This window comes from Streptomyces sp. HNM0645 (assembly GCF_030056615.1).
Taxonomy (GTDB): Bacteria; Actinomycetota; Actinomycetes; order Streptomycetales; family Streptomycetaceae; genus Streptomyces; species Streptomyces marianii.
In genome coordinates this window covers 100365-112955 of sequence record NZ_JASHLT010000002.1, presented here as the reverse complement: position 1 = coordinate 112955, position 12591 = coordinate 100365, and the positions used below count along the sequence as shown (strand labels likewise).

At 72.1% G+C, this 12591-nt stretch carries 11 protein-coding genes and 1 pseudogene; 6 read left to right on the top strand and 6 right to left on the bottom strand.

What is annotated here, in order from left to right; genetic code table 11:
* Positions 1 to 41 precede the first annotated feature (41 nt).
* On the bottom strand, positions 42 to 1031 hold the full coding sequence (gene corA / locus QMZ92_RS01685) for a magnesium/cobalt transporter CorA (protein ID WP_283295406.1): 990 nt from the start codon (positions 1029 to 1031) through the stop codon (positions 42 to 44).
* A 145-nt stretch (positions 1032 to 1176) separates the two neighbouring features.
* Here corA and QMZ92_RS01680 point away from each other — a divergent pair, with 145 nt between their 5' ends.
* The 5 genes from QMZ92_RS01680 to QMZ92_RS01660 all read left to right on the top strand — a co-directional run bounded on the left by QMZ92_RS01680 (position 1177) and on the right by QMZ92_RS01660 (position 5771).
* The gene (locus QMZ92_RS01680; protein WP_283295405.1) at positions 1177 to 1884 is read left to right on the top strand and encodes a histidine phosphatase family protein; all 708 of its coding nucleotides are present in this window, start codon (positions 1177 to 1179) and stop codon (positions 1882 to 1884) included.
* Positions 1885 to 1969: 85 nt separating this feature from the next.
* A complete protein-coding gene (locus tag QMZ92_RS01675) occupies positions 1970 to 2560 on the top strand; it encodes a DUF3090 domain-containing protein (RefSeq protein WP_283295404.1) in 591 nt (196 codons plus the stop codon).
* Positions 2524 to 3354, top strand: a complete 831-nt coding sequence (locus QMZ92_RS01670; protein ID WP_283295403.1) for an SCO1664 family protein — start codon at positions 2524 to 2526, stop codon at positions 3352 to 3354. The genes QMZ92_RS01675 and QMZ92_RS01670 overlap by 37 nt, the downstream gene beginning before the upstream one ends.
* 290 nt (positions 3355 to 3644) lie before the next feature.
* Entirely contained in the window at positions 3645 to 4874 is a 1230-nt protein-coding gene (mshC, locus tag QMZ92_RS01665) for a cysteine--1-D-myo-inosityl 2-amino-2-deoxy-alpha-D-glucopyranoside ligase (RefSeq protein WP_283295402.1), read from the top strand.
* Positions 4875 to 5582: 708 nt separating this feature from the next.
* Positions 5583 to 5771, top strand: coding sequence for an NPCBM/NEW2 domain-containing protein (locus tag QMZ92_RS01660; RefSeq protein ID WP_283295401.1), 189 nt, complete (start codon positions 5583 to 5585; stop codon positions 5769 to 5771).
* A gap of 136 nt (positions 5772 to 5907) precedes the next feature.
* Here the strand turns inward: QMZ92_RS01660 and QMZ92_RS01655 are convergent, their stop codons facing one another.
* Positions 5908 to 6987, bottom strand: coding sequence for a PAC2 family protein (locus QMZ92_RS01655; protein ID WP_283295400.1), 1080 nt, complete (start codon positions 6985 to 6987; stop codon positions 5908 to 5910).
* Between the two features lie 249 nt (positions 6988 to 7236).
* Between QMZ92_RS01655 and QMZ92_RS01650 the strand changes: the two genes are divergently transcribed.
* Complete coding sequence (locus QMZ92_RS01650) at positions 7237 to 7482, top strand: hypothetical protein (RefSeq protein ID WP_283295399.1); 246 nt, start codon at positions 7237 to 7239, stop codon at positions 7480 to 7482.
* A 114-nt stretch (positions 7483 to 7596) separates the two neighbouring features.
* Here the strand turns inward: QMZ92_RS01650 and QMZ92_RS01645 are convergent.
* From QMZ92_RS01645 to QMZ92_RS01630, 4 genes and pseudogenes are all read right to left on the bottom strand, one after another.
* Positions 7597 to 8229: pseudogene (locus QMZ92_RS01645) on the bottom strand (FadR/GntR family transcriptional regulator).
* Positions 8230 to 8370: 141 nt separating this feature from the next.
* A complete protein-coding gene (locus QMZ92_RS01640) occupies positions 8371 to 9981 on the bottom strand; it encodes a glycerol-3-phosphate dehydrogenase/oxidase (RefSeq protein ID WP_138056186.1) in 1611 nt (536 codons plus the stop codon).
* 16 nt (positions 9982 to 9997) lie between these two features.
* Complete coding sequence (gene glpK / locus QMZ92_RS01635) at positions 9998 to 11527, bottom strand: glycerol kinase GlpK (protein ID WP_283295398.1); 1530 nt, start codon at positions 11525 to 11527, stop codon at positions 9998 to 10000.
* A 37-nt stretch (positions 11528 to 11564) separates the two neighbouring features.
* Positions 11565 to 12350 (bottom strand): MIP/aquaporin family protein, encoded by a 786-nt coding sequence (locus QMZ92_RS01630; protein WP_283295397.1) that lies wholly within the window; start codon positions 12348 to 12350, stop codon positions 11565 to 11567.
* Positions 12351 to 12591: the final 241 nt, after the last annotated feature.

The window sequence follows — 12591 nt, the reverse complement described above, 5'->3', positions numbered from 1 at the left end:
GGAGTCCGCCGAGTCACCGGCCAGGGCACGGTCGCACGGCACTACAGCCAGCCGCGGCGCTTGAACAGCCGGTACAGCCCGTACACCACGAGGACCATCAGGGCGATCGCGGCCGGATAGCCCCACTTCCAGGTCAGCTCGGGCATGTGCTCGAAGTTCATGCCGTAGACGCCGGCGACCAGTGTCGGCACCGCCGCCATGGCGGCCCAGGCGGAGATCTTGCGCATGTCGTCGTTCTGCCGCACGCCCGTCTGCGCGAGGTGGGCGGACAGCACGTCGGACAGCAGCCGGTCCAGTCCGTCCACCTGCTCGTTGGCACGCGTCAGATGGTCGTCGACGTCGCGGAAGAACGGCTGGGAGTGCTCGTCCACGAAGGGCACCGACGCACCTGCGAGCTTGGCCATCGGTGTGGTCAGCGGCCCGGTCGCCCGCCGGAACTCGAGCACCTGCCGCTTGAAGCCGTAGATCTTGGCAGCCGTGTGCCGAGTGTCGCCGACGGGTGCGAAGACGGCGGCCTCCAGCTCCTCCAGATCCACCTGGAGCTCGGCGGCCACCTCGATGTAGCGGTCCACGACGGCGTCGCTGACGGCGTACAGCACGGTCGTCGGACCGTGGCGCAGGACGTCCGGGTCGGCCTCCAGCCGCCGTCGCACCGCCCCGAGGGGCGCGGCCTCGCCGTGCCGCACCGTCACGACGAAGCAGTCGCCGACGAAGACCATCACCTCGCCGGTGCTGACCGTGTCCGACTCCGGCTCGTACACGACGGGCTTGAGGACCACGAAGAGCGAGTCGTCGTAGACCTCCAGCTTCGGCCGCTGATGGGCCTTGAGGGCGTCCTCGACGGCCAGCGGGTGCAGCCCGAACTCACTGCTGACGCGGTCGAACTCCTCCTCGTTCGGCTCGTGCAGCCCGATCCACAGGAACGTGTTCCTGGACGTACGGGCCAGTGCGAGCGCGTCGGAGAGATCCTCGGGGCCCTCGGTCCGGCGGCCGTCCCGGTAGATGGCGCAGTCCACGATCACGGCGCGCATTCTTCCGCCCCCGCGCCCCGCGCGCACCTCGGCGGCGCGAACCGCCGGGGCGCACCGCCCAGTTCCCGCCGGAGGGAGGGCCGGACGAGCCGCCCGGCGTGCGGGTCATCACCCGGTCCCCCGAACACGTCCTAGGCTGGCCGTCATGGCCACGTTGATCCTCGTACGTCACGGACGGTCCACCGCCAACACCGCTGGGGTCCTCGCGGGCTGGACGCCGGGCATCGCGCTCGACGAGCACGGCACCGCGCAGGCGGCCGCCCTGCCCGCGCGGCTCGCCGGGCTGCCCCTCGCGGCCGCCGTCACCAGTCCGCTGCAGCGCTGCCGGGAGACCCTGCAGCCGCTGCTCGACGCACGGCCGGGCCTCCCGCTCCACGGCGACGAGCGGATCGGCGAGTGCCACTACGGAGAGTGGTCCGGCCGCAAGCTGACGGAACTCGCCGGCGAGCCGCTGATGGAGGTCGTCCAGCGGCACCCGTCCGCCGCGGCGTTCCCCGGCGGCGAGTCGATGCGGGCCATGCAGGGCCGGGCCGTCGACGCCGTGCGCGACTGGAACGCCCGGATCGAGCGGGACCACGGCGAGGACGCCGTGTACGTGATGTGCTCCCACGGCGACGTCATCAAGTCCGTCGTGGCGGACGCCCTCGGCATGCACCTCGACCTCTTCCAGCGGATCCACGTCGAACCGTGCTCCGTGACGGCGATCCGCTACACCCGTCTGCGGCCCTTCCTGCTGAGGCTCGGCGACACGGGTGACCTGGACTCCCTCCGGCCGCGCGAGAACGTGAACGAGCCCCGTGAGGGCGGGACGGACGGGTCGGCGGTGGTCGGCGGCGGCGCGGGCGCACCGTGATCGACGGGCGCAGTAGGGTGGACGGGCCGAACCCCGGAAGCCCGCTTCCGGCACCGAAGATCCTCTGAATCCAAGGGAGCAGGACGTGACCCGTCAGGTGTTCCTGTACGACCCGCCGGAGCGTTTCGTGGCCGGCACGGTCGGGCTGCCTGGACGTCGTACGTTCTTCCTACAGGCTTCCGCAGGGGGGCGGGTGACCAGCGTCGCCCTGGAGAAGACCCAGGTGGCCGCCCTCGCCGAGCGGATCGACGAACTGCTCGACGAGGTGGTGCGGCGCACCGGGGGCAACGCCCCCGTCCCGGCCGTCGCCCCCACGGACATCGCCGACACCGCACCGCTCGACGCGCCGGTCGAGGAGGAGTTCCGGGTCGGGACCATGGCGCTGGCCTGGGACGGCGAGGAACAGCGCATGATCGTCGAGGCCCAGGCCCTGGTGGAGTTGGACGCGGACTCCGAGGAGGACCTCGCGGAGGCCGAGGAACGGCTGTTGCAGGACGAGGAGAACGGTCCGCCGATGCTGCGCGTGCGGCTGACCGGCGCCCAGGCGAGGGCCTTCGCCAAGCGCGCGCTGGACGTCGTCAACGCGGGCCGGCCGCCGTGCCCGCTGTGCAGCCTGCCGCTCGACCCGGAGGGACACGTATGCCCGCGCCAGAACGGATACCGCCGCGGAGCGTGACCGCGCACGACGGGCACCTGGAACTCCTCGCCCGGGGCGAGATCACCGTGCGCGGCCGTATCCGCGAGGCGTCCAACGCCGCGCTGTACTGCGCCGTCGCCCTCGACGGCCGGGAGGCGCACTGCGTCTACAAGCCCGTCGCCGGCGAGCGCCCGCTGTGGGACTTCCCCGACGGCACGCTGGCCCAGCGCGAGGTGGCCGCGTACGAGCTGTCCGAGGCCACCGGATGGGGGCTGGTGCCGCCCACCGTGCTCCGGGACGGTCCGTACGGCGAGGGCATGTGCCAGCTGTGGATCGAGGCCGATCCGGAGCAGTCCCTCCTCGCCCTCGTCGACGGCGACGAACCGGAGGACGGCTGGAGGGCGGTCGGCCTCGCGGAGGTGGGGGAGGGGCGCACGGCGCTCCTGGTGCACGCGGACGACGCCCGGCTGCGCCGGCTCGCCGTGCTCGACGCGGTGATCAACAACGGCGACCGCAAGGGCGGGCATCTGCTTCCCGCGGCGGACGGCCGCCTGTACGCGATCGACCACGGTGTCACCTTCAACGTGGAGGACCGTCTGAGGACCCTGCTGTGGGGCTGGGCGGGAGAGCCGCTGACGGAGGAGGCCCTGGCCGTCCTGGAGGTCCTGGACGCATCCCTGGGCGACGGGGAACCGCTGGCCGGGCGGCTGTCCGAGCTGATCACCCGGGACGAGAAGGCCGCCGTGCGGGGCCGGGTACGGGCGCTGCGCACGAGCGCCCGCCACCCGGAGCCGGCGGGCAACTGGCCCGCGATTCCCTGGCCGCCCGTGTAGGGCCCACGGGGCATGCCGGAACCTCGCAGGCGCGACCAGGTTCCCGGGGCGGTCCGGAAGGCCGTGGCCGCACGTCCGGCCGGGTGCCGGCGTGGCCGGGCCGCCGAGTCGGCGATCCCACGCGTCCCGGCCGCGCGCCGATCCGCCCCCGGCCGTGGCCGAGTGCGGGTCCGCCCGGGCACCGGACCGCAGCCTCTACCCCCACGACCGGGGCAGGCGCAAGAGCGCCTAACCGGCCAAGAGAGGGCTCCGGTTCGTATCCGGAACATGCATCCGGTTACGCTCGTGACATGCATGCCTGGCCCGCTTCCGAGGTCCCCGCCCTGCCCGGCACGGGCCGCGACCTCCGGATCCACGACACCGCGACCGGCGGCCGCGTCACCCTCGCCCCCGGTCCCGTCGCCCGCATCTACGTCTGCGGCATCACCCCGTACGACGCGACCCACATCGGTCACGCGGCGACCTACAACGCGTTCGACCTCGTCCAGCGCGTGTGGCTCGACACCAAGCGGCAGGTTCACTACGTCCAGAACGTCACCGACGTGGACGACCCGCTGCTGGAGCGCGCCCAGCGCGACGGCCAGGACTGGACCGAGCTCGCGGAGCGCGAGACCACCCTGTTCCGCGAGGACATGACCGCGCTGCGGATGCTGCCCCCGCGGCACTACATCGGCGCCGTCGAGGCCATCCCGGGAATCGTTCCGCTCGTCGAGCGGCTCCGGGACGCGGGTGCCGCGTACGAGCTCGACGGCGACGTCTACTTCTCCGTCGAGTCCGACCCCCACTTCGGCGAGGTGTCGCACTACGACGCGGAGGCGATGCGCGCGCTGTCCGCGGAGCGCGGCGGCGACCCCGACCGCGCCGGCAAGAAGAACCCGCTCGACCCGATGCTGTGGATGGCCGCCCGGGACGGGGAGCCGAGCTGGGACGGCGGCAGCCTCGGGCGCGGCCGGCCCGGGTGGCACATCGAGTGCGTGGCCATCGCCCTCGACCACCTCGGCATGGGCTTCGACGTGCAGGGCGGCGGCTCCGACCTCGCGTTCCCGCACCACGAGATGGGCGCCTCGCACGCCCAGGTCCTCACCGGTGAGCACCCGTTCGCCCGGGCCTATGTGCACGCCGGCATGGTCGCCCTGGGCGGCGAGAAGATGTCCAAGTCCAAGGGCAATCTCGTCTTCGTCTCCGCGCTGCGCCGTGACGGTGTGGACCCGGCCGCCGTCCGGCTGGCCCTGCTGGCGCACCACTACCGTGCCGACTGGGAGTGGACCGACGAGGTGCTCCAAGAGGCCGTGGAGCGCCTCGGGCGCTGGCGTGCGGCGGTCTCCCGGCCCGACGGGCCCTCCGCCGACGCGCTCGTCGAGGAGATCCGCGCCGCCCTCGCCGACGACCTGGACGCGCCGGCGGCGCTCGCCGCCGTGGACCGCTGGGCCGAGACCCAGCGCACCGAGGGCGGTACGGACGAGGGCGCGCCCGGCCTGGTGTCGCGCGCCGTGGACGCCCTGCTGGGTGTCGCCCTGTAGTCCGGACGCGCAGCCGGGGGACCGCCCCCGGTGTACCGGCCGCCCCCGCACCCTCACGGGATGCTGTTGGTCGACCCGCAGCATCCCACGGGTCCGGGGGCGGCTGTTTGCCTTGCCCATGGCGGAACGCTCGCTCTGCGCCAAGGGCTGTCCCACAATCCCCGGGAGACCGGCGCGCGGCGTCGGATGCGGTGCGTCGCGAGGCGGAAGCTCGTCCTCGTACCCGGAGCGGTGACCGCTGCGAACTCGGCACCTCCGAGGTGACCCTGCGCGTCTGGAAGCCACCGCTGCGATCGGCCCGCCTTCGGCTCCGACCTGGACGCCGCCTCGAAAGCCGCCCTGGAGCGCGGCAAGCGGCCCTCCGCCGCGCCGACGGCACCCGGCTGGGCCGAGAAGACGCGGGGCCTGAGCGGGACCGGGAACCGGGACGCCCCGGATCCTGTCGCCTGGCGCGGAGGAGCAGTACCCCGGCGAGGGAACGCAGAACGGCCGCGGCAGCACCTCGCACCGCGACAGGACCGTCGGGGTTCGGGGTCGGGATCGACGGCGACTGGAACGACGGCGGCCACCCCAACCCCGTGTCGATCCCCCTCTCCTCGACCGGCTACGACGTCCACCGCAGCACCTACGCGCCCAACACCTCTTCTTCGGCGACCCGGTGACCACCACCGCCCGGGAACAGCGCTTCGGCGCCTACCGCTTGAGGCGGTGTTCCGATTCGAGACGGACGGCGAGGTCCGGTGGACCTCGCCCGAAACGACCGGGGCCTCGGCGACCGTACCCGGCGCGGGCGACGCCACCGGCGCCCGGTACGTACGCCCGAAGGCCATCGACACGGACGGCTCCAAGTCCGTCGACCACGCGGACTGGCCGGCGTCCCGCTTCCGCTGCGGCTGACGGATCCGCGGGTCCCGCGTGGCCCCGGCGGGACCGCCGGACCGGAACGGGAGACACGTGAGCGGGTGGTGCCGGAAAAGCCGGCACCACCCGCTCACGCGCGCTGAGTACGTCTCTCCGAGCAGCCTCCGAGGAGTCAGTCCTCCGAGGACTCCGAGGACTCCGGGGAATCGGGCGATTCGGAGGACTCGGGAGGCCCCGACGGCCCGGTGGACCCGGACGACTCAGGCGTCACGGAGTCGTCGTCCTCGGACCCGTCCGACCCGTGCTCGGCGCGCTGCGGCTTCGGCGGCCTCGTCCGTCCGCTCGCGGTGTCCCGCAGGTACGAGCCGTCCCCGCCCTCCGTGGCATGACCGCCCGGCCCCTGCCCGGGGCCGCCGTCACGACGGCGCAGGTACCGCTCGAACTCCCGGGCGATGGCCTCGCCGGACGCCTCGGGCAGTTCGGCGGTGTCCCTGGCCTCCTCCAGCGTCTGCACGTACTCCGCCACCTCGCTGTCCTCGGAGGCGAGTTGGTCCACGCCGAGCTGCCAGGCCCGTGCGTCCTCGGCCAGTTCGCCGAGCGGGATGCGGAGGCCGATGAGGTCCTCCAGCCGGTTCAGCAGCGCCAGTGTCGCCTTCGGGTTCGGCGGCTGGGAGACGTAGTGCGGTACGGCGGCCCACAGCGACACCGCCGGGACCCCGGCGTGGGTGCAGGCCTCCTGGAGGATGCCGACGATGCCGGTCGGGCCCTCGTAGCGGGTCTCCTCCAGATCCATCGTCCTGGCCAGATCCGGATCCGAGGTGACACCGCTCACCGGCACGGGCCGCGTGTGCGGGGTGTCCCCGAGCAGCGCGCCCAGGATCACCACCATCTCGACGCCCAGCTCGTGGGCGAAGCCCAGCAGCTCGTTGCAGAACGAGCGCCAGCGCATCGACGGCTCGATGCCGCGGACCAGCACCAGATCGCGGGGCTTCTCCCCGCCGACCCGCACCACGGAGAGCCGTGTCGTGGGCCAGGTGATCTTCCGTACCCCGCCGTCCAGCCACACCGTGGGCCGGTTGACCTGGAAGTCGTAGTAGTCCTCGGCGTCGAGCGCCGCGAACACCTCGCCCTTCCACTCGCGGTCCAGGTGCGCGACCGCGGTGGACGCGGCGTCGCCGGCGTCGTTCCAGCCCTCGAACGCGGCCACCATGACCGGGTCGATCAGCTCGGGAACCCCCTCGAGCTCGATCACCCAGGCCTCCTTCCGACGTTCCCTCTCGTACGCCCCAACCTTACGGCTTCGGGGGCGCCCGCCCGCAGTCCCCGTGCACGGCAGGGTGAACTTCCGTACGGCAGCGGCCCGGGCCGCGGGACGCCCGTTCCGGCCGGAGATCCATCCGAGCCGTCACCCCGATCCGCCGGGGCATGCCCGGACCTCCGGCCTGCGACGACGCCTTCCACCGGATGGCCGAGAGGCCCGGTGCCCGACGGTTGCGACGTCGTGAACGCGCAAGGGGCCGTCGCCGACGGACCGGGACGGACCGGGCCGACGGCCGGCGCGGACCTCGTCGAGGACGTACTACGACGGCTGGAACTCGCCCGTGGGACGGCCGGTCCGGCCGTCCTGCCGTTCGCCGCCCGCTGCGTCGAGTACCTCGACCACCTCCACGAGCACGTCACCGACCCGCCGTGGTCCACCGGGGACACCACATGGCACCACGGGTACCCGGCTTCTCCTCCCGCATGAGGGTCCGGACCACCCGCCGCGCGGTGCGAAGCGGTACGACGGCCCCGGACCGGCCCGGGCGTCCCACCCCGCGCGCCGGAACTCGGGTCGCCCGCCGAGTCCGGTGCGTTCCGGTCAGAGCGCGGACCCGAGCCACCGCTCCGCGCCCGCGATGTGCACCGTCGCCCAGGACCGGGCCGCCTCGGAGTCCCGGTCGCGCAGCGCCGCCAGGATCGCCCGGTGCTCGTGGAGCGTACGGCCGGCCGCTTCCCGCCGGGTGAGGGCCCGCCACCCCCGGGCCCGGACGGCCGGCCCGGAGAGCCCGTCCGGCAGGGAGCAGAGCACGGTGTTGCCGGAGGCCCGCACCATTCCGTGGTGGAACTCCAGGTCGGCGCGGACCAGTTCCTCCACCGAGGGCTCCGGACCGAGCGCGTCGAGCCGCGCCGTGAGTCGCTCGAGCTCGTCACCCGCGACGGCGGACGCCGCCATCGCCGGCGCAGCCGGCTCCAGGAACCCGGCGCACGGCCGGGAACTCCGGGACGGTGTCGTCGCGGTGGAAGTCCACGACGAAACCCAGCGCCTCCGGCGGCAGTCGGGGGTCCGGGCCGGTCACGTACGTGCCGTCGCCGTGGCGCACGTCGAGGACGCGCATCAGCGACAGCCGCTGACCGCCTCGCGGAGCGCGTTCCTCGACAGGCCCGGTCCGGCCGCGAGTTCGCTCTCCCCGGGCAGCCGGTCGCCGGGGCGCAGTGCACCGGGGACGATCATCCGCTTGATCTTCCACGGTCTCGGCGACGGACACGGTCTCCCCCTCGCGCCGCCGGGTCGCCCGGTGCCCGGGCGTACGACGAGGGCGGCTCCGCAAGGAGCCGCCCTCGCCGCACGGACCGCGCCCGCTGCGGTCCCGTCTCAGGCCCGCTTGTGCAGCAGGTTCTCGACCTTCCCCCGGATCTCGTCGGTGGCGAGGCCGCGGATCGTCAGCGTGGTGCGGCGGCGCAGCACGTCGTCCGCCGTCTCGGCCCATTCGTGGTCGCGCGCCCACACGACCTGGGCCCAGATCTCCGGGGCGTCCGGGTGGATCCGCTGTGCCAGGTCGGGGTTCTCGTTCGCCAGCCGGGCGATGTCGAAGGACAGCGATCCGTAGTGCGTGGCGAGGTGGCGCGCGGTGTCCGCCGACATCCGGGGCCCGGGCGCCGGGGCGTCCACCAGCAGCCGGTGCGCGACGGCGCGCGGGTTGGCGATACCGGGCAGCGGGAGCTTCTTCGGCAGGTGCGAGATCGGCTCCATGTCGTCGGCGAGCGGCCGCCCCGGAAGCTCGGCGAGCTTGTTCAGCACCGTGCGGCCGATGTGGCGGAACGTCGTCCACTTGCCGCCGGCCACCGACAGCATGCCGCCGCGGCCCTCGGTGACCACGGTCTCCCGCTTGGCCTTGGAGGTGTCGCCGGGGCCGCCCGGCAGCACCCGGAGGCCGGCGAAGGAGTAGGTGATCAGATCGCGCGACAGTTGCTGGTCGCGGATGGAGAAGGCGGCCTCGTCGAGGATCTGGGCGATGTCCTTCTCGTTGACCGAGACGTCCGCCGGGTCGCCCTCGAACTCCTCGTCCGTCGTGCCGAGCAGCAGCATGTCCTCCCAGGGGAGGGCGAAGGTGATGCGGTACTTGTCGATCGGGGTGGCCAGCGCGGCCTTCCAGGGGGAGGTGCGCTTGAGGACCAGGTGCGCGCCCTTGGAGAGCCGGATCGAGGGCGCCGCGTCCGGGTCCTCCATCCTGCGCAGGTGGTCCACCCACGGGCCGGTCGCGTTGAGGACCAGCCGGGCGGTGACACCGAACTCGGTGCCGTCCGTGCGGTCCCTGAGCTCGGCGCCGGTGACCCGGCCCTTGGTGAAGCGGAGTCCGGTGACCTCGGCGTGGTTGAGGACGACCGTACCCGACTCGGCGGCCGCGCGGACCGCCATGAGCGCCATGCGAGCGTCGTTCATCTGGTCGTCGCCGTAGACGGCCACGGCCTTGAGGTTCTCCGTGCGCAGCTCGGGCACGTCACGCTGGGCCTTTGCGGGCGAGATGACGTGGCCGACGCCGTCGCCGAACGCGGAGAGCGCCGAGTAGGCGAAGACTCCCGCGCCGAGCTTGGCCGCGCCGTGCGGTCCGCCCTTGTAGACGGGCAGGTAGAAGGTCAGTGGGTTGGAGAGGTGGGGCGCCACCTCCCGGGAGAGGGCACGGCGCTCGAAGTGGTTCTCCGCCACGAGCTTCACGGCGCCGGTCTGCAGATAGCGCAGACCGCCGTGGAGCAGTTTGGAGGAGGCGGAGGAGGTGGCGCCGGCGAAGTCGCCGGCCTCCACCAGCGCCACCCGCAGCCCGGCCTGCGCGGCGTGCCAGGCCGTGGAGATGCCCAGGATGCCGCCGCCTATCACCAGGAGGTCGTAGGTCGCCTTCGCAAGCTGCTCCCTCGTCTCGGCGCGGCTCGGGAGGGAACCGGAGGCCGGGTGCGTCCCCAGCGAGGGGACGCTCTGCAGGGTGGTCATTCTCGATTGCTCCTCGTCAGCTCTCGTCGTGCTCGAGCCAGCCCATGGTCCGCTCGACGGCCTTGAGCCAGTACTTGTACTCGTGATCACGCTTGGCAGCGTCCATGTGGGGGGTCCACTCGGCGGCCCGGCGCCAGTTGGCGCGGAGCGCGTCGGTGTCGGGCCAGAAGCCGACGGCCAGGCCGGCGGCGTAGGCGGCGCCGAGGCAGGTGGTCTCGGCCACCATCGGACGCACCACCGGCACGTCGAGGAAGTCCGAGAGGGTCTGCATCAGCAGGTTGTTGGAGGTCATTCCGCCGTCGACCTTCAGGGAGGTCAGCTCGACACCGGAGTCCTTGGTCATGGCGTCCGTGATCTCGCGCGTCTGCCAGGCCGTGGCCTCGAGCACGGCGCGCGCGATGTGCGCCTTCGTGACGTACCGGGTGAGGCCGGCGATCACACCGCGGGCGTCCGAGCGCCAGTACGGGGCGAACAGACCGGAGAACGCCGGGACGACGTAGGCGCCGCCGTTGTCCTCGACGGACGCGGCGAGCGTCTCGATCTCGGGCGCGGTGTTGATGAGGCCCATCTGGTCGCGCATCCACTGCACGAGGGCGCCGGTGACGGCGATGGAGCCCTCGAGCGAGTACACGGGGGCCTCGTCGCCGATCTTGTAACCGACGGTGGTGACCAGACCGGAGTAGGAGTTGATGATCTTGCTGCCGGTGTTCATCAGCAGGAACGTGCCGGTGCCGTAGGTGGACTTCGCCTCACCCTCGGAGAAGCACGTCTGGCCGAACAGCGCGGCCTGCTGGTCGCCCAGCGCCGAGGCGACCGGGACGCCCGCCAGGACGCCCTCCTTGACCTCTCCGTACACCTCGGCGGAGGAGCGGATCTCCGGGAGGACCTCCATCGGCACCTGCATGGACTGGGCGATCTTCTCGTCCCACTCCATGGTGTGCAGGTTCATCAGCATGGTGCGGGAGGCGTTGGTGACGTCGGTGACGTGGTGGCCGCCGTCGACGCCTCCGGTCAGGTTCCAGATGACCCAGGAGTCCATGGTCCCGAAGAGGATGTCGCCACGTTCGGCGCGCTCGCGCAGGCCCTCGATGTTGTCGAGCATCCAGCGGACCTTCGGGCCGGAGAAGTAGCTCGCCAGCGGCAGGCCGGTCTCACGGCGGAACCGGTCCTGGCCGACGTTGCGCCCGAGCTCCCTGCAGAGCGCGTCGGTGCGGGTGTCCTGCCAGACGATGGCGTTGTGGACGGGCTCACCGGTGTTCTTGTCCCAGAGCAGCGTGGTCTCGCGCTGGTTGGTGATGCCGATGGCCTTGACGTCGGCGGCGGTGATGCCGCCCTTCTCGATGGCCCCGGCGACGACCTCCTGGACGTTGTTCCAGATCTCGGTCGCGTTGTGCTCGACCCAGCCCGGCTTCGGGAAGATCTGCTCGTGCTCCTTCTGGTCGACGGAGACGATCCGACCGTCCTTGTCGAAGACGATGCAGCGGGACGATGTGGTGCCCTGGTCGATGGCCGCGATGAAGGGGCCGGCGGTGTGTGCGTCGGTCACGGTGTGCTCCTGGAAGTCTGAGGAAGGGACGTACGGCTCAGGCGAAGGCGATCTGGTAGATGCCCGCGGCGATGGCGGCACCGATCAGGGGGCCCACCACGGGGATCCATGCGTAGCCCCAGTCGGAGCCGCCCTTGTTCCGCATGGGGAGCAGGGCGTGCACGATGCGCGGGCCGAGGTCGCGGGCCGGGTTGATGGCGTACCCGGTGGGACCTCCGAGGGAGAAGCCGATGCTGGCGACCACGAGGGCGACGATCAGTCCGCCGAGGACGCCGAGGCCCTTTCCGCTGTCGTTGAGGCCCATGGTGAGTACGGCCAGCACCAGTACGAGCGTGCCGATCATCTCGGTGGCCAGGTTCTGCCAGGCGTTCCGGATCTCCGGACCGGTGCAGAAGATGCCGAGCACGGGGCCGGCCTTCGGGGCGGACCTCTCGTCGACGAGGCCCTCCTCGAGCGGCGGAGGCACGAGCTCCGGGTCTTCCAGATGGGCCTTGAAATGACCGTAGTACGTGACCCAGGCCAGGAAGGCGCCGACCATGGCGCCTATGAGCTCGCCCGCCATCTGCACGGGGACGTTGCTCCAGTCGCCGCTGGTGATCGCGATACCCAGCGTGACTGCGGGGTTGAGGTGCGCACCGGACAGGGGGCCCGCGATGTAGACCGCGGTCATGACCGCGAAGCCCCACCCGAAGGCGATGGCGACCCAGCCGGCGCCCTGTGCCTTTGAGCGCTTCAGTACGACGGCGGCGACCACGCCGGCGCCGAGGAGGATGAGTACGGCGGTACCAATGATCTCGCCGATGAAGATGTCGGAGCTGGACACCCGCGACTCCTTTGTCCTTCGTCCAGGGGAAGGCGAACCAACGGGTCCCTCCGTGGTTCGCGCCCTCGGGGTGAGAGCGATACCGGCCCTTGGCGTTGCCACACTCTAGCGCGTATTGCCGGTAGGTGTTCGACAATGCCGACCGATGCACGGCAGTTTTGTCCTCTGGTTAACACGACGTCAAGGGTTGTGTGGCCGAAAACCGTTTCGTTATCGATGGTGCGCCCGGAAGGGCGAAATC